The sequence below is a fragment of the Candidatus Roseilinea sp. NK_OTU-006 genome (genome assembly GCF_012931985.1).
GTDB lineage: Bacteria > Chloroflexota > Anaerolineae > J036 > Brachytrichaceae > JAAFGM01.
In genome coordinates this window covers 31,907-51,299 of the sequence record NZ_JAAFGM010000006.1, presented here as the reverse complement: position 1 = coordinate 51,299, position 19,393 = coordinate 31,907, and the positions used below count along the sequence as shown (strand labels likewise).

Annotated in this window: 20 protein-coding genes; 5 read left to right on the top strand and 15 right to left on the bottom strand. The window is 63.4% G+C overall.

Annotated features, from left to right (window positions below; all coding sequences use genetic code 11):
- Window positions 1-2: 2 nt before the first annotated feature.
- Window positions 3-509, bottom strand: coding sequence for a hypothetical protein (locus tag GXH28_RS05285; RefSeq protein WP_169237976.1), 507 nt, complete (start codon window positions 507-509; stop codon window positions 3-5).
- A 41-nt stretch (window positions 510-550) separates the two neighbouring features.
- Between GXH28_RS05285 and GXH28_RS05280 the strand changes: the two genes are divergently transcribed.
- A complete protein-coding gene (locus GXH28_RS05280; protein WP_169237975.1) occupies window positions 551-1,777 on the top strand; it encodes an SGNH/GDSL hydrolase family protein in 1,227 nt (408 codons plus the stop codon).
- A gap of 4 nt (window positions 1,778-1,781) precedes the next feature.
- Complete coding sequence (locus GXH28_RS05275) at window positions 1,782-2,873, top strand: SGNH/GDSL hydrolase family protein (protein WP_169237974.1); 1,092 nt, start codon at window positions 1,782-1,784, stop codon at window positions 2,871-2,873.
- A 38-nt stretch (window positions 2,874-2,911) separates the two neighbouring features.
- On the opposite strand, the gene GXH28_RS05270 is transcribed toward GXH28_RS05275, so the two are convergent.
- From GXH28_RS05270 to GXH28_RS05220, 11 genes are all read right to left on the bottom strand, one after another.
- On the bottom strand, window positions 2,912-3,805 hold the full coding sequence (locus GXH28_RS05270) for an ABC transporter permease (protein WP_169237973.1): 894 nt from the start codon (window positions 3,803-3,805) through the stop codon (window positions 2,912-2,914).
- A 1-nt stretch (window position 3,806) separates the two neighbouring features.
- Window positions 3,807-4,826, bottom strand: coding sequence for an ABC transporter permease (locus tag GXH28_RS05265; protein ID WP_169237972.1), 1,020 nt, complete (start codon window positions 4,824-4,826; stop codon window positions 3,807-3,809).
- Between the two features lie 125 nt (window positions 4,827-4,951).
- Window positions 4,952-6,607: an ABC transporter substrate-binding protein gene (locus tag GXH28_RS05260; RefSeq protein WP_169237971.1), complete on the bottom strand. Its 1,656-nt coding sequence runs from the start codon at window positions 6,605-6,607 to the stop codon at window positions 4,952-4,954.
- 350 nt (window positions 6,608-6,957) lie between these two features.
- On the bottom strand, window positions 6,958-7,902 hold the full coding sequence (locus tag GXH28_RS05255; RefSeq protein WP_169237970.1) for a sugar ABC transporter substrate-binding protein: 945 nt from the start codon (window positions 7,900-7,902) through the stop codon (window positions 6,958-6,960).
- Window positions 7,903-7,971: 69 nt separating this feature from the next.
- A complete protein-coding gene (locus GXH28_RS05250; protein ID WP_169237969.1) occupies window positions 7,972-9,486 on the bottom strand; it encodes a xylulokinase in 1,515 nt (504 codons plus the stop codon).
- A 36-nt stretch (window positions 9,487-9,522) separates the two neighbouring features.
- Window positions 9,523-10,461 carry an ABC transporter permease gene (locus GXH28_RS05245; protein WP_320447919.1) on the bottom strand — a complete coding sequence of 313 codons (939 nt, stop codon included), beginning with the start codon at window positions 10,459-10,461 and terminating at the stop codon, window positions 9,523-9,525.
- Between the two features lie 49 nt (window positions 10,462-10,510).
- Complete coding sequence (locus GXH28_RS05240) at window positions 10,511-12,019, bottom strand: sugar ABC transporter ATP-binding protein (protein ID WP_169237968.1); 1,509 nt, start codon at window positions 12,017-12,019, stop codon at window positions 10,511-10,513.
- A 223-nt stretch (window positions 12,020-12,242) separates the two neighbouring features.
- Window positions 12,243-13,055 (bottom strand): SDR family NAD(P)-dependent oxidoreductase, encoded by an 813-nt coding sequence (locus GXH28_RS05235; protein WP_169237967.1) that lies wholly within the window; start codon window positions 13,053-13,055, stop codon window positions 12,243-12,245.
- A 111-nt stretch (window positions 13,056-13,166) separates the two neighbouring features.
- The gene (dinB, locus tag GXH28_RS05230) at window positions 13,167-14,417 is read right to left on the bottom strand and encodes a DNA polymerase IV (protein WP_169237966.1); all 1,251 of its coding nucleotides are present in this window, start codon (window positions 14,415-14,417) and stop codon (window positions 13,167-13,169) included.
- Window positions 14,348-14,860: a hypothetical protein gene (locus GXH28_RS05225; protein WP_206156711.1), complete on the bottom strand. Its 513-nt coding sequence runs from the start codon at window positions 14,858-14,860 to the stop codon at window positions 14,348-14,350. The genes dinB and GXH28_RS05225 overlap by 70 nt, the downstream gene beginning before the upstream one ends.
- A 91-nt stretch (window positions 14,861-14,951) precedes the next feature.
- Entirely contained in the window at window positions 14,952-15,566 is a 615-nt protein-coding gene (locus tag GXH28_RS05220) for a class I SAM-dependent methyltransferase (protein WP_169237964.1), read from the bottom strand.
- 68 nt (window positions 15,567-15,634) lie between these two features.
- Here GXH28_RS05220 and GXH28_RS05215 point away from each other — a divergent pair, with 68 nt between their 5' ends.
- Together GXH28_RS05215 and GXH28_RS05210 are read left to right on the top strand one after the other, a co-directional pair.
- On the top strand, window positions 15,635-16,030 hold the full coding sequence (locus GXH28_RS05215) for a hypothetical protein (RefSeq protein ID WP_169237963.1): 396 nt from the start codon (window positions 15,635-15,637) through the stop codon (window positions 16,028-16,030).
- On the top strand, window positions 16,027-16,638 hold the full coding sequence (locus GXH28_RS05210; RefSeq protein ID WP_169237962.1) for an acyl carrier protein phosphodiesterase: 612 nt from the start codon (window positions 16,027-16,029) through the stop codon (window positions 16,636-16,638). Before GXH28_RS05215 ends, GXH28_RS05210 begins: the two co-directional genes overlap by 4 nt.
- Before the next feature lie 207 nt (window positions 16,639-16,845).
- Here GXH28_RS05210 and GXH28_RS05205 read toward each other — a convergent pair whose 3' ends face one another.
- From GXH28_RS05205 to GXH28_RS05195, 3 genes are read right to left on the bottom strand one after another with little or no spacing between them, the layout of a single operon-like run.
- On the bottom strand, window positions 16,846-17,481 hold the full coding sequence (locus GXH28_RS05205; protein ID WP_169237961.1) for a response regulator transcription factor: 636 nt from the start codon (window positions 17,479-17,481) through the stop codon (window positions 16,846-16,848).
- Between the two features lie 32 nt (window positions 17,482-17,513).
- Window positions 17,514-18,131, bottom strand: coding sequence for a S1C family serine protease (locus GXH28_RS05200; RefSeq protein WP_169237960.1), 618 nt, complete (start codon window positions 18,129-18,131; stop codon window positions 17,514-17,516).
- Window positions 18,132-18,139: 8 nt separating this feature from the next.
- A complete protein-coding gene (locus GXH28_RS05195; protein WP_240550203.1) occupies window positions 18,140-19,021 on the bottom strand; it encodes a S1C family serine protease in 882 nt (293 codons plus the stop codon).
- A gap of 190 nt (window positions 19,022-19,211) precedes the next feature.
- Here GXH28_RS05195 and GXH28_RS05190 point away from each other — a divergent pair, with 190 nt between their 5' ends.
- Window positions 19,212-19,391 carry a hypothetical protein gene (locus GXH28_RS05190; RefSeq protein ID WP_169237958.1) on the top strand — a complete coding sequence of 60 codons (180 nt, stop codon included), beginning with the start codon at window positions 19,212-19,214 and terminating at the stop codon, window positions 19,389-19,391.
- Window positions 19,392-19,393: the final 2 nt, after the last annotated feature.

Below are 19,393 nucleotides of genomic sequence, written 5' to 3'. Positions count from 1 at the left end.
CGTCAACGGAACCACTTGAACTCGCCGGTATATTCGTGGCGATAAGTGCAGCCCGGCGCCGCATTGGGTGTGAACTCGCGCACCATAGACAGCGAGTTCTCCCCCCAAAAAGTCACGGTCATCGTCACCACACCATCGTTGATGGCGCTCGGTCCGGCAAAACGATAAACTCCGGGAGCGACCCGCTTCATACGATACGGTTGCGGCTCTTGGTTGCGCCATTCAAGCCCATCCTCAAACGGGGTGATCTGCACGAGCCCATATACCGGCAATGGCGCGCTGCCAGCGCATTGGCCAAGCGCCTCGCCCGGGCTAACCTGGGTGTCCCACACCGAGCGCCGGCTGGGCGACGCGTCTCGCGTTTCCGCAGCGGTAGCCGAGGGGGTTGGCGTTGGGGCGGGGGTTGCGGTGGGCTCAGGCGTATCTGTTGCGGCCGGCATCGCAGCCGGCGCGGGGGAACATGACGCGAGGATGAGCGCAAGAACGCTTACAATCAACAGGCGCAGCATAGGCGCGATTCTACTTGTTGCACAGGAGTGGAACACCTGAGATGAGACCTGGCATTACAAACCGTGTCGTCGCAGTCATCGCGCTGATTGCGCTCAGCGTCGCTGGGAGCGTCGGCCCGGCACATGCGATTGATTTCGTGTGTGGCGACGCACAAACACCCCAGGTGATGATTGACATAGACGGCGCGTTTGCGCGTCGTGAAAACAGTTGGCAATCGCCTGCCGTGGGACGCATGTTGAAGTTCCAGTGCTTCGCGGCGATCGCCCGCGACGAGGCAAACGCCTGGGTGCTGGTGAACTATGGCTACACCCGTGCATGGGTCAGCCGCAGCGCGGTGCGCTTTGCCGATGGCATGGACATTACCCAGCTACCGCTGAGCCAAGAGATCCCTCCGCCGCCGCCGCCGCCGCGTCTACGCTTGCCCGGCGTGCCGACGATCAGCAGCGCGGCACAGCGCCGTTACCGTGACGCGGTCCAAGCCGGCCGCACGCCCGGTATGGTCGCTGTGCTCGGCGACTGCAACGCCGAGCATCCGGTGTTCTTCGGTCGCCTCGCTTCCGGCGCATTTGACCTGACCCCCTATCCGGAGCTCAAAACCACCGCGCGCGCCTTTGCTGCAGCATTTAATCGCGTGAGCGTTGCGACCAGCGGCAGTTTTAACGCGACGATGGCCTTTGACCCGATGTGGGCCGATCCTAAGCAGTGCCAGAGCGATGAAGGGCCACTGGCCTGTGAGTTGCGACTCTCCAACGCCAGCCTCCTGCTGATCGCGCTCGGCACAGGAGATACATTCACCTGGCGCGACTTTGAGCGGCACTATCGCGCCATCATTGAGTATGCGTTGGGCTTGAAGGTGCTGCCGCTGCTCATGACCAAAGCTGACGCGCTTGAGTCGCAACAGGGCGGCGCGCCGGCCGACTACATCAACGGGGTGGTGCGCAAGCTCGGCGCAGAGTATGGCTTGCCCGTCATTGACTTTGCGCTGGCTGCCCGACAGCTTCCCAATGGCGGCCTGGCCGCCGAGCGAAACGCCAGTCTGCAACTTATTGAGCCTTTTCATGTCAACGAAGTAGGCATGGACGCTCGCATTCTCCTGACCTTACAGGCGCTGGCCCAGTTCCCTCGTTTAAGCCCAACGCCGCAGGCAACCCCGCAACCGAGGAAGCCGCTAAGCCCAGCCTCCACCAAGCGGCCTCAGGCGACAGCGCGGGCACCCGCCACGCCACCGCCGACCCCGCCCGCGCCAAAACAACACCTAAAGGAGTGATGACATGAGTAATACACCACGTTATCATCGCCGCATCTTAGCGGCGTTGCTTGCGTGCAAACTGGCGGCACTGGTCAATTTACATCCTGCCCAATCACAAGCGCCACTGCCGCCCAAGATCACCATCACGGCAGAGCAGGCTTGGCTGCGTCGCACTCCCAGCTTAGTCGCCGGCAACACCTTGCCGGTGTTTAAGGGGCAGTTCTACGATGTGATCGGACGCACAGCGGACAGCACCTGGTGGCAACTGGCCGTGCCGGACGCCGGCAAATCCACAGGCACCTGGCTGTTGGCCGACCTCGGCGCACTTTATTCGGGCGATTTGAAAGCTGCCCCGGTGGTCAGCGCGCCCCTCAAGCCGTCCCCAACCGCGACGACGGCTCGGCGCAGCGCGCCCTTCCCAGCCTGGATCCCGCGCATCACGCCGAAGCAGCGCGCAATTTGGCAAAATAGCGTGCGCGCCGGTAAGGGCTTGAACCTGTTCACCGTAGCAGGCGACTGCAACTCACAGCCATCGGTGTATCTGCGGCGCCTGGCCAGCGGCCAATTCGACGCCAGCACACTCGAGCCACGACTGCAGGCAATCACGCAACGCTTCGCGCCATCGTTCGGTCGGGTCAGCCTGGCGGCGCAAGGCGGATTTGGCTCACACGCGATGATGGATCCGACCTGGGCCGACGGCGCGCTGTGCGGCACAACGATGGGCCCGTTCGAGTGCGAGCTGTGGGTGTCGCGCGCCAGCATCGTATTTATCTCGCTCGGCACGCAAGAGCAATATACCTGGCGGGACTTTGAGAAGCACTACCGGCCGATCATCGAGCATGCCCTGAGCGAAGGGGTCTTGCCGGTGCTGATGACCAAGGCCGACGACATCGAGACCCTCGCCGGCGCGCCATCCGGCTACATCAACAACGTCATCCGCCGGCTGGCGGGTGAGTACGACGTGCCACTGCTCGATTTTTGGGCTGCCACGCGCGATCTACCGAACAACGGCTTGATTGACGAAGGCGACAAGGACTTCCACTTAAGCTACGCCGGCCTAGACCGCAAGATCCTGGTCACGTTGCAGACACTGGCTGCCATTGCCGGCAAGTGACCGCCTGTTCGCTGCCCTCGGCAAGCCTGCGCCGCGCCCTACCCACGCCGGCTCATGCGCGGGTCGAGCAGGTCGCGCAGGCCGTCGCCTAGGAAGTTGAACCCGACGACCGCGGAGAAGATAGCCAGGCCAGGGAAGGCAGCCAACCACCATTCGAAGAACTTGTGCCGGCCAGCAGCGACCATCGCCCCCCATTCAGGTGTCGGCGGCACGGCGCCCAGCCCCACAAAGGAGAGCGAAGCGGTCAGCAAAATCGCGTTCCCCATGTCGAGGCTCGCCTTAACCAGCATGAGCGGAAGGGCGTTCGGCAGAATGTGTTTGAAGAGTGCGCGGCGACGCGTCGCCCCGAGCGCCGTCGCCGCGCTGACGAATTCCATCTCGCGGAGGGCGATCACCTGGCTGCGGATCAGCCGCGCGTACTCCGGCCACAACACCAGCGCAATGGCCAGCGCCGCATTCTGCAACCCTGGCCCGAGCGCAGCGGTGATCGCAATGGCCAGGATCAGCGATGGGAAGGCCAACACGGCGTCGGCGATACGCATGACGATCTCATCGAGCAATCCGCCGGTGTAGCCGGCGATAGCGCCCAGCAGCACCCCCAGCGCGCCGCTCATGGCCACGACAGCCAGTGCTACCGGCAGCGAGACGCGCGCGCCATACAGCACACGGCTGAAAATGTCGCGTCCCAGCTCGTCGGTGCCGAACACGTGCTGCGCGTTGGGCGGCTTCAGACGGTTGGCCACGCGCTGCGCCGTGGGCGAGTATGGCGCAAGGAATGGCGCCATCAGCGCCATGCAGAGCCAGAACAGCACAATTGCGCCGCCGATCGTCGCAGCGCGGTTGTGCAGCACACGACGCCAGTTGCGCCTGAGCACAGCCATGCGGTCGGTGATCATCGCCGGCGCGGCGGGATACGCGGAAGCACCGGTCATGTCACGACAATCGCACGCGCGGGTTGAGCAGCGCGTACGAGACGTCCACCACGAAGTTGATCCCGATGTAGATCACCGCGACCAGCAGCGTCACCCCCATGATCGGTGCGAAGTCGAGTTTGGCGGCCGATTCGACGGCGTAGCGCCCGATGCCGGGCCAGGCGAACACCGTCTCGGTCATCACTGCGCCGGCCATCAGGTTGCCGAAGGCCAGGCCAATGGCCGTCACCGCCGGCAGCGCCGCGTTGCGCAGTGCGTGGCGCATCACAACGACGCGCTCGACCAGCCCTTTGGCCCGCGCCGTGCGGATATAGTCCTGTTGCAGCACTTCGATCATGGCCGAGCGCACGATGCGCGTGATCAGGCTCATGCTGTATGCGCCGAGCACCAGCGCGGGTAGCATCAAGTGATGGAGCGCGCTGGCAAGCACATCGCCCCGCCCGGCCAGGATGCTGTCCACCGTTAGCAAACCGGTGACGACCGGTGGAAGATCCAAGCGTGCATTGACGCGCCCTGGACCCGGCATCCACTGCAAACGATAGTAGAACAGCGACAAGGCCAACAACCCCAGCCAGAACACCGGCACGCATACGCCGATCAACGAGGCGACCCGTGCCAAATGATCAATTAGCGTCTCGCGCTTCACGGCGGCGATCACGCCCAGCGGCACACCTAGCGCCACGGCGATGAGCGTCGCGGCGACCGCCAGCTCCACTGTGGCGGGGAAGTAGCGCGCAATGTCCGCCGAAACCGATTGCTGCGTGACGATGGATTCGCCCAGGTCGCCACGGATGAGGTTGCCGACGTAGGTCAGGTAGCGCTCGTGCGGCGGCTTATCCAGCCCCCAGCGCTCACGGTAGGCTTGTACGATCTGCGGATTGGCCATGGCGCGCTCGGAAAGCACCATCGCCAGCGGGTCGGCAGGGATCAAGTAGGTGATGACAAAGCCGAGTAACGTCACCAGGAGCAGAAGGGGAAAAGTGATCAGGAATCGGCGGATGAGATAAGCGAGCAGTGACATGCGGGGGTTGAGGCGATATCCATTTAGCGCGCATCGGCGCACGCCAGGCTGCAGCGAGCCGGATGCGGCTTCGAGAGAGGAGCCACTCACTGCCGAGGGCTCCCCTCTCTCTTCCCCAATCAGACTTACTGCGATATGAAGTAATAGTCCAGGAAGTACACCGGGTTGTAGATCACGTCCTTCAGCTTCGCCGAGGCGACGATCTGCACTTTGGGCTGGATCAGGCCGATGAATGCCGCATCGTCGAGCATGATTTCCTGCAGCTTGCGGTACATTTCGGCGCGCTTGGTCGAGTCGGTGATCTTGGCGGCATCCAAGGCAAGCGCTTCGGCCTCTTTGTTCACGTAGTACACGCGCTTAGCAGCCGACGCGCCTTCCACGGCAAAGGCCGGCGCCCAGCCGTGCGGGTCGAGAAAGTCCGGCGTCCAGTCGGCGATGGTGGCGGCCAGTTTGCCGGCGCGGTAGTCGGCGCGCCAAGTGCTGGCGTCGCGCGGCTCGACGTTGAGCTTGATGCCCACCTCGGCAAAGTCCTCTTGCAGTTTCGCCACCAGGGTGTCGGCCAGGATGATGTTGCTCATCTTGCGCTCGCCGGGATAGACCATCGTCAGCTCAAAGCCGTTCTCGTAACCGGCTTCTTTGAGCAGCGCCTTGGCTTGCGCCACATCCCGCTTCGGCGCCAAGGCCGGGTCGGTGCCCAACAACCCCAACGGAATGATGGTAGGCAGATGCAAGGCCGCGCCGCCAAGCAGGCCGTTGATGATGCCGTCATAGTCAATCGCCAGCTTGATCGCCTGGCGCACGCGCTTATCAGCCAACGGCTGGGATAGCTCCGCATTCATCGTCAGCGCCAGATAAGTCATGTCCAGCGTGTTGCCGACGATGAGTTGTAGATCAGGGTTGCCCTCCAGGCGCTTGATGGCATCCACGTCGAGGCCGACGGCGATGTCAATATCGCCGCGCTCCAGCGCTTGCTGGCGCGCCGCATCGTCGGGGATTTCGCGGAAGATGATGCGGTCGAATGGAACCGGCCCGCGCCAGTAGTTCGGGTTGCGCTCGATCACCACCTGCTCGCCGCGCTTCCACTCTTTAATCGTGTAAGGGCCGGTGCCAGCGGAGTTGTTGTCCAGCCAGTCGGTCGCTTTGTCGGTGTCTTTGGCGTCATCGGCATCCGTGCCGCCTTGCTCCTTGACCACCTTGGAATCCACCACAGCGAAGTTGGGCGACACTAACATGGACAGAAACGCCGCATTTGGCTCTTTCAGCGTGATCTTCACCGTTGAGGCGTCGGGGGCTTCAATGCTCGCAACATGGTCGTTATACAGCCAGGCCGGGTTGTCCTGCAGCGCGCCCATGCGCTTGAACGAGAACACGACATCCTCAGCAGTCATGGGGTTGCCGCTGGCGAACTTCACGTCGCTGCGCAGCTTGAAGGTATACACCAGCGCATCGTCAGAGATCGTATAAGACTCGGCCAGCAGCGGCTCAACACGGTCAATCGTTGCCCCCTTGTCGGGCAACGTGACGAGCGTCTCGTAGGCGGCGCGCATGATCTGCGGCGGCGTAATCTCGTACTGCCGGTGTGGGTCGAGCGTGCGTGTATCGGCTTTGGGCAAACCGACCACAAGCACTTTTGCTTCGGCAGGCGCCGACGGCGCCTCGGTGGGCGTCACCGGCGCAGTTGGCTGAGCTGGCGCCACTGGCTGCGCGCACGCTGCCAACGTCAGTCCCAAGGCAACGGTCAAACCGATCAGTAGCGTATTGTGTTTGGTCGTTTTCATCATGATCCCTCGTTAACTCACTGCTCGGAGAGTGTCTTAAAGGGCCAACATAAGTAAGCAGGTAGGGCTTTACGTCTAACCCATTGGCCCAATCGTCCGAATTATATTTTGTGCGCGATTACATCGCTGTTCGGAGGACGGTCTACGCCTACTGTTCCCACATCTGGCTAAACGACCGGAGAAAATCGTCCTCGACTTAGGACGCGTGCGCGGTAGGCCGAGATGTGGCTCAACGGCCAATACGTCGCGCGAAGTTCTGCATACCGTCACACTTTGACCTATCGCCAACGGCCCGGGCCGGCGAAAATGCGCTACCGGTGCGGGCCGCGGGTCGCGCCGCCTCGAACAGCCAATCACTTGGCGTTCTCGGCCGTCACCAGCTTGCCGGGGATTAGGATCGCCTCGCTCTCGGGCTTCTTGCCGTTGAAATAGGCCTCGATCAACTCAGCCGTCTTCGCGGCCATGGCGTCGAAGTCCTGGGCGACGCTGGCGATGAACGGGCCTTTCTTGGCGATCTCGGCTTTAGCGAAGTCGGTGCCGTCAACCCCGACCACCCTGATCTCAGCTCGGCCGGCTGCCAGGGCTGCCTGCACGGCGCCCAGCGCCGGCTCGTCCCAGCCGGCCCAAATGCCGGCGATCGCGCCATTATCTGGATAGGCGGTCAACAGGTCTTCGGTAATCTTGCGGGCGTTGTCCACCGGGCCCGGCACTTCGATGTGCTTCTTCTCGATGACCTTGATGTTCGGGTAAGCGGCGAAGGTCTCGGCTGCTGCAACAGCGCGGGCGCGCACGCCGGGATGTGGGTCGTGCGTGAACATAATCACGCTACCCCGCTCGCCGATCGCCTTGGCCAAAGTTTCGGCAGAGAGCTTGCCCAAGCTGGCGTTGTCCGAAGTGACATTGACCAGGACGCCCGGCGCGTTGCCGGCGTCAATGCCGAATACGGGGATATTGGCTTGACGGGCCGCCTCGAGGCCCTGCGTCATCTGCGCCGGATCGCCCATGCCGAGCACAATCGCGTCCACCTTCTGGGTCACGGCATCCTTGATGCGGCTGACCAGCAGGTTAAAGTCGCCGGCCGTATCGGTGACGGTTACTTGCCAGCCTTTGGCTTCAGCTTCTTTCTTGAACCGGTCAATCACGTATTTGGTGGTTTCATTCGCCATATAAGGCGTGACCACCGCGATGGTTTTCTTCGGCGCGCCGGGGGCGGCAGCCGGGGGCGGAGCAGCGCAAGCCGCCAGAAGCGCGGCCGCAGCCGCAAGCGTCGAAAAGGGCAATCGAAGTCCGATACGCATTACATCCTCCTCTATGGAAATTCAAAATTGAGCAATGGTCATCTCCGGCGGGCAAAGCCCTGCGCCGGTTCAATCACACTTTGTTGAAGCAAGCAGGCTAAAGCTATCCTTCAATGCAGGATACAAGCCACAGAAAACACGGTAGAGATTATCGTAACACCGCTGATTCTGCACCATCGGCCGGTAGATCCTTTCGACGGGGAAGTACTCCGGAGGATTAAGGTTGCTGTGCCAGCCAAGGGCTTTGGCAGCCAGCAGCACTGCGCCCCGGCCCCCTACGTCATCTGGCTGGGCTAACACGTGCACCGGCCGGCCGAAGACATCGGCGAAGATCTGCGGCCAGAGCACAGAACGCGCGCCTCCTCCCACCAAGCTGATGTGCCTGATCTGATCGGCCGACGGCATCGCATCACGGATCGTGCGCATGGCGAACGCCACCCCCTCCAGCACCGCGCGATACAGATCAACCCGGCCGGTCGCAGGTGACAAGCCAAAGAACACGCCGCGTGCCCGCCCATCGCGGAACGGCGCGCGCTCCCCGCTCAGATAGGGCAAGTAGAGCACGCCGCCACAGCCGGGCGAAGCCAATTCCGCCGCCCGGTTCAGCAGCGTGTGCGCGTCCTCGTCGGCGGATCGTCTCCGCTCCAGCGGCCCGAACTGGCGGACGAGCCACTCGAAATTACCTGCTGCCGTGAGCATTGGGCCGATCAGGATGAGGCGCCGCGCATCGGGATGGCGCAGATTGAAGATGCCGGTGCGCGGATCCACCGGCGGGGCGTCCACCGTGGCGGCCAGCCAGCCGCTCGTGCCCAGATAGACATACCAGCGGCCTTCTTCGCCGGCGCCCGCGCCCAGCGTCGTCGCCGCGGCATCCCCTACCCCATGGAAGACGGGAAGCCCTTCCGGCAGATCGGTGAGCTTGGCAGCGGTTCGGCTGACCCGGCCAATCGGCTTGTTCGCCAAGTCGAGCCGGGGCAACCAATCCGTGCGCAGGTTTAGCGCCTCCAGCAACTCGGTCGCCCAACGATTCTCCTGCAGGTGGAACAGGCCGGTCGTCGAAGCGGTGGTAACGTCGGTGACGCGCTCGCCGCACAGCCTTGCGGCGATGTAGTCGTGCGCGCCGATCAGCAGCGTCCGAGTATTTTGATACCATTCCGCCTTGTGGCGTTTGACCCACAACAGCTTGGCCAACAGGCCGGAAGCATCTTGCAGATTGCCGGTCGCCGCGATCAGCCGATCTTCGCCGATGGCGCGCAGCACTTCGTCGGCTTCAGCTTGGGCACGCGCATCCGAGTACAAAATGACCGGCGCAAGCGCCTCCTGCTCGTCCATGAGGATCATATCTTGCATCTGACCGCTCAGCGCCAGCGCCGCCGCCCAAACGCCGTCAGGCATTTGATGCATGATGGACTTCAGGCACAACCGAGCAGCCTCCCACCAGTCGGTTGCGTTTTGCTCGACTTCGGGGCCGCGCAAAACCGACCCATAGCCGGCCTGTGCGCGGGCTAAGACGCCCCCGTTGCGATCTACGCAGACCGCCTTGGCCGCCGTCGTGCCGATGTCCAATGCGATGATGGCTTCCATACGCCTATCTCTTTTCGCGATGCCTTCAATGAAGGACTAACGCCTCCGCGAGAGGCTGGAAATTAGCACCGCCAGCACGATGATCACGCCCGTCAGGATGGACTGGATATATGAGTTGATGCCCAGAATGTTTAGGCCGTTGCCCAGAACGCCCATAATCAGCACGCCTAGAACCGTCCCGAGGACGTGGGGCTCGCCCTCGCGAAAGGCAGTTGCGCCCAGAAATACCGCCGCCGCTGCGCCGAGCATGAACGGGTTGCCGGCCTGAGGGTGCGCGGAGAAGAGCCGGCTGGCGAGAATCACCCCCGAGAGCGCCGCGCCTAACCCGGAAAGCACGAAGGCGGCCAAGCGCAGGCGCTGAACGGCGATGCCTGCCAGATAAGAGGCTTCGGCGTTACCGCCGATCGCATACAGGCGCCGCCCGAACACCGTGTGTTCCATCAGCAGCCAGGCCAGGAAGACCACCACCAGCATCACGATCACCGGTGTGGGAATGCCGGCGACGTCCCCCTGCCCTAGCCACCGAAAGCCTTCCGGTATGCCGGAGAAGAGGGTGGCGCCATCGGTGTACAGCAGCGCCGCCCCACCATAGGCGGTCATCGTGGCCAGCGTGGCCACGAACGCCGACAAGCCACCGTAAGCCACCAATAACCCGTTCATCGCCCCGCCGACGACACCCACCAACAAGGCAATCAAGATCGCCGGCACGACCGGCACACCGTGGTTAGCCATCAGATCAACGGCGACCACGCCGGCCAGGCTGGCCAGCGCGCCAACCGAAAGGTCAAAGTCGCCGGTGACCATCACCGCGGTCACCATCACCGAGACGATGGCCAGCGTGGCCACCTGCTCGATGATGTTGCTCCAGTTCTGAACGGTGGGAAAGACGCTGGGTCTCAGCAGAGAGAAGAAGATCACCAGCGCCGCAAAGCCGACCAGCGTCCCCCATTTGCGTGCCCAGAGCAGGCTTTGCACCCGGGTCAGCCTTGTCCAAGGCGCAGCGATCGCTCGAAGCAGTCTTCCTTCACGCACGCGGCACCTCTCCGTAGCAATAATGCAAGAGCGTTTCCTGACTCATGCCTGCGGTGGGCAATTCTGCCAACTGCCGTCCCTCGCGCAGCACGATTAACCGGTCGGCCAGGCTAAGGAGCTCTGGCAGGTCGGATGACACCAGCACGATGCCGACGCCCGTCGCCGCCAGCTCACGGATGATGCGATAAATCTCAAAGCGCGCGGCCACGTCCACGCCGCGGGTCGGTTCGTCCAGCAACAACATGCGCGGGGGAGCGTGCAGCCAACGCGCGAACACCACTTTTTGTTGGTTGCCGCCGGACAGTTGATTGACCCGCTGATCGAGCGAGGCAGCTTTCAACTGCACGCGTTGGGCGAGCTTTTGTCCGGCGACGTGCTCGGCAGCGCGGTTGACGAAGCAGGTACGGCGCGTGAAGCGGTCGAGCGCCGGCAGGGTGATGTTGTGTAGCACCGAGCGATTCAAGACCAGGCCCTGCCGGTGGCGTTCCTCCGGAACCATTGCCAGGCCGGCGCGAATCGCCTCGGCCGGGCTGCGCGGCGCAAACAGCTTATCGTCCATCCACATCCGCCCGCCCTTCGGCCGGATCGAGCCGTATAGAAGATGAAGCACCTCGCTGCGGCCCGCGCCGACCAAGCCGGCCAAGCCGAGAATTTCGCCCTCCCGTAGGTCGAAACTCACGCCTTGAACCGGGCCGCCGGCCAGCGCCTCGGCGCGGAAGAACACGCGGCCACTCCGGTTCCGAGCCGACGGCATACCCTCGCCGAGGCTGCGACCGATCATCAGGCGGATCATCTCGCTCTGGCTCAACCCGCCGATCGGATAGCTGCCCACCACGCTGCCATCTCGCATCACGGTCACCCGGTCGCAGATCTCGAAGATCTCGCCCAGGCGATGAGAGACATACAACACCGTGCGGCCACGCGCCTTCAACGCGCGAATGACGCGGAACAGGCTGCGAATCTCTTCATCGGTGAGGGCGGCGGTAGGCTCATCCATGACGATGATGCGCGCATCGCCGACGAACGCCCGCCCCAGCGAGATCATCGCCTGTTCGCCGCGGGAGAGACGACCGACGGGCACGTCCACCCGGATGCGCATGCCCAGACCGCGCATGATCTCGTCGGCGCGCCGGTTGAGCACCTGCCAGTCAATCGTGCCGAAGCGCGTTTTAGGGTATGGCCTCCCGAGGAAGATGTTCTCCGCCCCACTGAGATATGGCACCAGATTTAGCTCCTGGTGGATGAAGGAGAGGCCATGGCGATAGGCGCCGCTGCCGTCGCGCAGATCGAGCCGCGCCCCGTCCAGCAGGATTTGCCCATGATCCGGGCGCACCACGCCGGCCATGATCTTGATCAGGGTGGACTTGCCGGCGCCGTTCCCCCCAACCAAGCCGTGGACTTCGCCGGGCAGCAGCGAGAGGCTAGCGTGGTTGACCGCCAGCACGCCGGAGTATTGCTTAACGATGTCCTGCATCACAAGCAGGGGCTTCTCGTCAACCATCGCGATAGCGTATATGCCGGGTTGCCTGATCTTGCAACGCAGCCAACACGCATGGAGGGGATTAGCGCAGATTTTCGGGGTGACTTTTCAGGGCGCATATGCCAACGAGGATTCGATGGATATCCAAAAATCCGCGCTGAACCCGGTCCAGAGCAGACGCCGGCGTCGTTCACTCCGTTCGCTTGGCGTAGCACAGTAAAAAAGAGATGCGGTCGAGGACGCGCTAATACGGATGCAGGGTCATGCCGCCGTCCACGGCCAACACCTGACCGGTGACGAAGCGCGCCAGGTTGCTGGCCAGGAACAACGTCGCGTCGGCGACCTCGGCCGGGTTGGCGTAGCGGTCGAGCGAGGGCTGCGTCTCGTCCATCTTGGCCGGATCCACGACGCGCGTAGCCAGGAAGCGCGCCGTTTTGGTCGGGCCAGGCGCAATCACATTGGCGCGCACCCCTGCGCGCCGGCACTCGATGGCCAAGCAGCGCGTGTAGTGGGTGATTCCGGCCTTGGCCACGGCATACGCGACCTCGCGCTCCACCCCGAACAACGCCGCCACCGACGCAATGTTGATGATCGCGCCGCGCTTGCGGGTAAGCATGCCCGGCACAACCAGCTTGCATACCTGGATCGTGCCGATCAGGTTGCGGTTGAAGATGGCCTGCAAATCCTCAGGGGAGATGCCGAGCGCATCATTCGGATCCGGCTTCCCCTTGCCACTTGCGCCGATGTCGCCGCCGGCGCAGTTGACCAGAATCGTGATCGGCCCGAGCGCTTCTTCGCCGGCCTGCACTGCGCGCTTCATCGCCTCGTAGTCGGCCACATCAGCCGTCACACCGACGACCTTTGCGCCGCGCTCGCGAAACTGGGCAACCACAGCGTCGAGGTTGGGCGCTTCGCCAAAGACCGCCGGCGACTCCGGCCGATGATCGTGAAGGATGATGGCAGCGCCGGCGTCGGCCAGCTTTTCGGCGATGGCTCGGCCAAGGCCGCGGCCTGAGCCGGTGACCAGTGCAACGCTGTTGGAAGGCAGGAGTGGCATGGGTTTATTCGCTCCGTAGCGAGAGTGGATCGGTGAGTTTGTATTTGCTGGATTTCCAAATCGTCATATACGGGCTGTATTTTGGCCAAGGCGCTGGATTTAGCAAATGGCTCATCGGCCAAGCCGCAGTAAGCCTGCGCGGCGCACGATGTGCTTGCCGTATTGCGCCCGCAGCTCGTCCAGCGCATGCGCCAGCGCCAGCCGGGCCTCGCGTTGCGGATCGCCGAACAAAGTGATCGGCAATCCTTCGCTCAGGCCGCTCACGCCAACGCCAATCAGACGAATCGGGTCGCCGCGCTGTCGGTTGCGGCTTTCGCCCCGACCCAGCCACGCTTGCCACCACAACGACTCGGCTGCGGCGAAGATCTCCTCGCCGAGCTGCGTCGGCACCAGGAGCGTCGTCTGACGGGTGACCGTGTAGAAATCGTACCAACGCAGCTTGAGATGGACGGTGTGGGCGAAGCGGTGGTGTGCGCGCAACCGCGCAGCCACTTCATCGCTGAGCGCCAGCAGCATCTGGCGCAGAGCCTCCGGATCGCGCACATCGCGGGCAAAGGTGCGCTCCTCGCTGATGGACTTGACCTCGCGTTCGGCATGCACCGGCGAACTGTCCAGGCCACGCGCACGTGCGACCATAGACGCGGCATGATCCCGAAAGATGGAGCGAAGCGACTGCGGCGCGGCGCGTTGCAGGTCGCCGATCGTCGCAATACCGATCCGTTCCAAACGCGCTGCAGTCGCCGGGCCGATGCCCCACAACTCGCCAACGGGCATTGGCGCGAGGAACTCGGCCTCTTGGCCGGGAGCGACGACCAGCACGCCGCTCGGCTTGGCACGCCCGCTGGCCATCTTCGCGACCAGCTTGCTCGTCGCGACGCCGATCGAGGCCGGCAAGCCCGCTTCATCGCGGATGCGGGATTGAATCTCCAACGCCAGCGCCCGCGGGTCTTGTGTCAGTCCGGTCGCGTCGAGGAAGGCTTCGTCAATCGAGATTTGCTGCAACGCGCCGCCATACTCCCGCAGCAGGCCCATCACGCGCCTCGAGTATTCGGCGTAATGTGCGCGCGAGCCGGATACGACGATCAAGCCAGGGCACAGGCGCATCGCCTGTGAGGTGGGCATCGCGCTGCGCACGCCGAAACGGCGCGCAGGATACGACGCCGATGACACCACACCGCGTTGGTCGGGGCGGCCGCCAACGACGAACGGCTTGCCGCGCAGCGAGGGATTGCGCAGCTCCTCGACGGCGCAGAAGAAGGCGTCGAGGTCGAGGTGAAGAATGATGCGCTCAGCTATGAGTAGTTGGGGGGTTGTGCAGCGCGGACTTCGCGGTAACTTTCGGCCAGGTTGTTCAGCCGGCAATTGGTCTCGCCCAACTCGGCAATGATGCGGTCGAGGTTGCGCTCGCCGCGAGCGACATCCACCTTCATCAGCGTCACCGGCACGGCCAGCAGCGTCTCGTGGGTGCGGCGCAATTCGCCGACGATGCCGCGCTCCATCACCTCGATCTCGCTAAGCACGTGAGCCGCCTCCTCTGAGCGCTTGGCGATCTTTTTGATGCGACGCAGGCGATTGAGCTTGCACACTGCGCGATTCACATTGCCGGGCACGTCGCGCACCTGGCGCAGCAGCGCGGTCTTCTGCTCGTAGGAAATCGGACAGGACTTGAGCGCGTCCTGGATTTCGTCTACCAGTCGGACGGCGTCGGCGGCATATTGCCCCTCCGGCGTCTTGGCCGGCAGGCGCTCGGATCGGCAGCGGCGGGCAAGCACAACGAAGGGGGCGGCCAGCCCGAGCAAAATCACGATCGCAATCAGCGACAAAAGTAGAAACAGAAGCAGCGGGATGAACACCTGGACCTCCGATAAGCGCCCACCCGGCGCTCGAACATTCACCCTAAGCGCGCGACTTTGCTATTGTAGCAACGCTGGATGCGCAGCGATACGCCAACCAGGCCGATGGCCGACCGCGCGCTGCATCCACGCCATCCGTACGGGCAACCAGCGCCAGTTCTGGCGCGAAGCGCGCCAGGTCCGTTGCCGGGATGCCGCCGCGCGGCGACTGCGCATCGGCTTTGAACATGACGTAGAGCAGGAACGTCCCATCTGGCGCGAGCAGGCGCTTGACATGGCGCGCATAGGCCGATCGGCCATCGGCCGGCAAGCCATGAAAGCAGCCGATGTCCAGGATCAAATCGAATGGTCCGGCCAGCGCGCTGAGCCGTGTCACATCGCCCAGGCGCAGGTCGGCCTGCACGCTGGCTTCGCGCGCTTTGCGCCCGGCTTCCATGATGTCCTTGACGGCAAAATCAACGCCGGTCACTTGCCAGCCATGCTGCGCCAGGGTGATGACATTCGTGCCCGTGCCGCAGCCTAGATCGAGCGCGCGTCCTGGCGGATGCGCCTCGATGAACGCAAGCAGCTCCGGCGGCGAGACGCCTGTATCCCAGGGCGGCGGTTCGCGGCGCAGATACCAGCGGTTGAATTCGAACCAGCGCTTGAGGCGATCCATCGCTCATCAGCCTCTCAGACGATTCATCTAAACTCACGGCCTGAATATACCCAAGGCAACCCATTCGCATGAGCCAAGCCAGCAACCCCTTCGCCTCGAGCGAAGCCTGCTTCAATATCGGCCCCAAGGAGCGGCAAAAGCGACTCATCATCGGGATCGCCGGGATTACTGTCGGTGTGATTGCATTCGCGCTGATGCGCGCGGCTATCGCGCCATGGTGGGCCAACCTAGCCCTGCTGCCGATTTTCTTCGCCGGCGCCACCGGCGTGATCCAGTGGCGCAAGAAGACGTGCGTGGCGTTTGCGCGTCGCGGCGTGCGCAACCTGGACAGCGGCATCGAGGCCATCGAGGACGAAGTTGAGAGACAGGCGCTGAACGAACGCGCTGCGAGGATCACCCTGGAGTCGTTTGTATTCAGCGCGCTGGCAACCGTCTTGGCCATCTTGCTATCTCTCATCGGATGAACTGGCTGGCTCACCTCTTTCTGTCCGATGACGACATCGAACATCGCATCGGCAACATCATCGCAGATTGGGTGAAGGGTGAAGCGCGCGCACAGTTCAGCCCGGGCATCCAGCGCGGATTCGCCAGCCACCGCCTGATTGACCTTTATACCGACGCCCATCCGGTCGTCGCGCGCAGCAAAGCGCGCATCGAATCGCCGTTCAGACGCTATGCGGCCATTTTGGTGGATGTGTTCTACGACCACTTCCTCGCCGTGGACTGGGAACATTACTGTAAGACGCCGCTGCGCGAATGGACGGCTTCGGTATATGCGCAGTTCGCCACACATGGGCACCGGCTTCCCGAACAAGCACGCGCTGGCTTGCAGCGCATGGCGGACGATGACTGGCTCGGATCATACGCCACGCTCGACGGCATCGAAGCAACGCTGCGCCGCATGTCGCGCCGGCTGAGCCGGCCCAACCACCTGGGTGAAACCGCGCCCCAACTGACCGCGCACTACGCCGAGTTGCGCGCCGACTTCCACGACTTCTTCCCCGAGTTGCAGGCTTACGCGCGAGCAGTTCGGACGGCCCGAAGCGAATTCATCATGGCCGTCATCCCCTGACCCGGGTGGGGACTACGCGCACTGCCGGCACACGCCGGACAAATGTCCCTAGACTCGGCGACCATGTGCGCAGCGACTCGGCGGGGTTGATGGACAACGCCCAACCTCTTCCAGATAACGCGCGGCTCGGCGGACGACGGAGTCAGACACGGGTAAGCTCGGGCAGCGCTTGCCCCTACCCTGCCCTTTACCGCGATGCCCTCTGATTCAGAGGGTGATCAGCCCGAGCTTCGCAGCCCGACTTATCGCTTCGGTGCGGCTGGCGACGCCGAGCTTGGCGTAAATCGAGGAGAGATGAAATTTGACCGTGGATTCGCTCACCCCCAGCTCGTGCGCGATCAACTTGCTCGGCAAGCCGCGGCTAACCTGCTCTAGGACCTCGATCTCGCGCGGGGTGAGCGTTGGCTTGGGTTCGGTCGCCTCTGCTGGGCCGATCTGCCGAGCGGCTGCCGGCGTCGTCGCCAATTGACCGGCCATATCTGTCGGCAACGCCACCATCCCTTGTAGCGCAGCCGCCGCTGCAGCGCGCAGCTCCTCTGCGGACGCGTCAGCGGGGGTAATACTCCACCCGCGCAGCGGTAGCGCGCGCAACACATTCACAGCCGCGTCGTCGTTGGTCAACACAACCGCACTCTGCTCGCGTTCGTCGGATAACACGCCGGCAAGCGGCAGGAGCTGATCGGGATCGGTCAGCAAGAAAAGGTCGGCGTTCGCCGGCGTTAGCGCTCGTCCAAGCGCAGGCGCCTCGCCAACGATCTCCCAAGTCGGCTCGGCCTGCGCGAGCAAGGCACGCAAGCCAGCCCGCAACGTGGGCGTCGGGGCAACGATGAAGACGCGCGGCATGCCAGTCGGCGAATGGTCTTTCGCAGTCTACCTCACCGCCAGTCGCCGTCCGCAATCCATTCGGCGACGACGTGGCTGGGAATGGCCACGCTCAGATCGCCGCCGAAGATCATGGCATTGACACCGATAACTGCGCCGGCGGCATTCAGCAACGGGCCGCCGCTGTTGCCCGGCGCCAGCAGCACGTCCGAACGGATATAGGGCGCGGTCCCTCCCTTCCTGCGAACCGCCATGCAGCCAAGGCCGCTGATGACGCCAGCGGTGACGACGCCGGCCTGTCCCCACGGGTTGCCAACGGCAAAAACAAGCTCGCCTACCCGCAGAGAAGCCGAATCGCCGATCCGCGCGGTTGGCAACCCGCCCACAGCCAGACCGAGCAGCGCCAGGTCAAGTTGCGAATCGCTGGCAAGGCGTTGGGCGGCAAAGCGGCGATTGTCCGCCGTGACTATGCACAGGCCGGTGCCGTTGTGGTGCGTTATTCCGGCTACCACGTGCGCATTGGTGACGACCTGGCTATGCGCAGCATCGCTGCGCCAGATGATGCCTGTGCCTACGCCCCGGCCGCCCCCATCAATCCGAACGATGCTCGCCTGGGCAGCCTCGACCATATCGGCAAACGCTTGATCCACCGCCAACGGAGATCGCTTCATCGCTCTGTTCAGCTCTTTTGACCGACAACGACGGTGAGCGTCTGAGCAATGCCGCCGCGACTGACGCGGACAGCCACCGGCTTGCCAACCCGATCACCATGCAGCACCGCCATCAGATCGTCGGCATCATTGATGGGCTGGCCTTCGACGGCAAGCAAGATGTCGCCGATCAGCAGCCCCCCCCTCTCCGCCGGGCTGTTCTCTTCTACGCGCACGATGAGCAGGCCATACTCCTGCGCATCGCTGCGCTGGGCCGGCGGCAGCCTCACCTGCTGGCTCACGATGCCAAGATAGCCGCGCTTAACGTAGCCTTGCTTAGTCAACGCGCTGGCCACTTTCAGCGCAATGTCCATCGGAATGACCATCGCGGCGCCACGCACCAAACCCGTGGTCAGCAACCCGAACACCGCTCCGGTCACATCCACTAAAGCGCCGCCGCTGAAGCCGGGATAGGGGATCGCGTCGGTCTGAATATAGCGCTCCAGGATCGCGCTGCTGCGACCGATGCGCAGTGAGCTGCCGACCTTGCTCACAACTCCCAAGCTGGCCATCACCCCATCGGGCGATGGGCGACCGACGGCCAGCGCAAGCTGTCCCGCTCGCGCCCCGGCGGCCGCAGTTGCCAGCGGCACACCCAGTCCCTGCACACGCAACACAGCAAGATCGGTCGAGGCATCGCGCCCGATAATCTGCGCGCCGAGCACGCGATCGTCATGTGTCTGCACGGTTAGATTGTTTTCACGTTCCAGCACATGATCGGCGGTCAGCACAATATCATCGGCGTAGGCGATGCCAGTTGCGGGCTGGCGCGCCCGCCCGTTCACCATAACAAGCGACTTGGCGACGCGCTCGACGGCGTCGGCCATCTGGTTAGAAAACGCGCTAAGCATACTGATATCCATTGATACTCCTCTCATCTGTTAAGCATCGGTTGGATTCAAGAGATCGCGCGACGTCAAGCATAGATCCGCAGCATTCACCGGAGCTACTCCACGTAGGTATAGTTCGGGCTAGCCGTTCGTTTAGGGAGAGGGGGCGATCATTATTCTTGCGTGTACATCCATCATTACTGAATCCAAGATGAAGGGCTGCTCGATCCATTTCTTCAGAGGTTGTCCCGCTTACGGCAAGCACCAAGCCGGCTACTGTGTGAACGCCGGCCTGGGCACGCTGATCGAATGGATGCAGCGCGCGCGATCCCGCGACGAAGACCCGGCTTACCTGAAGGCGCAGCAGACGTGCGCGGGCAAGCCCCGATAGTG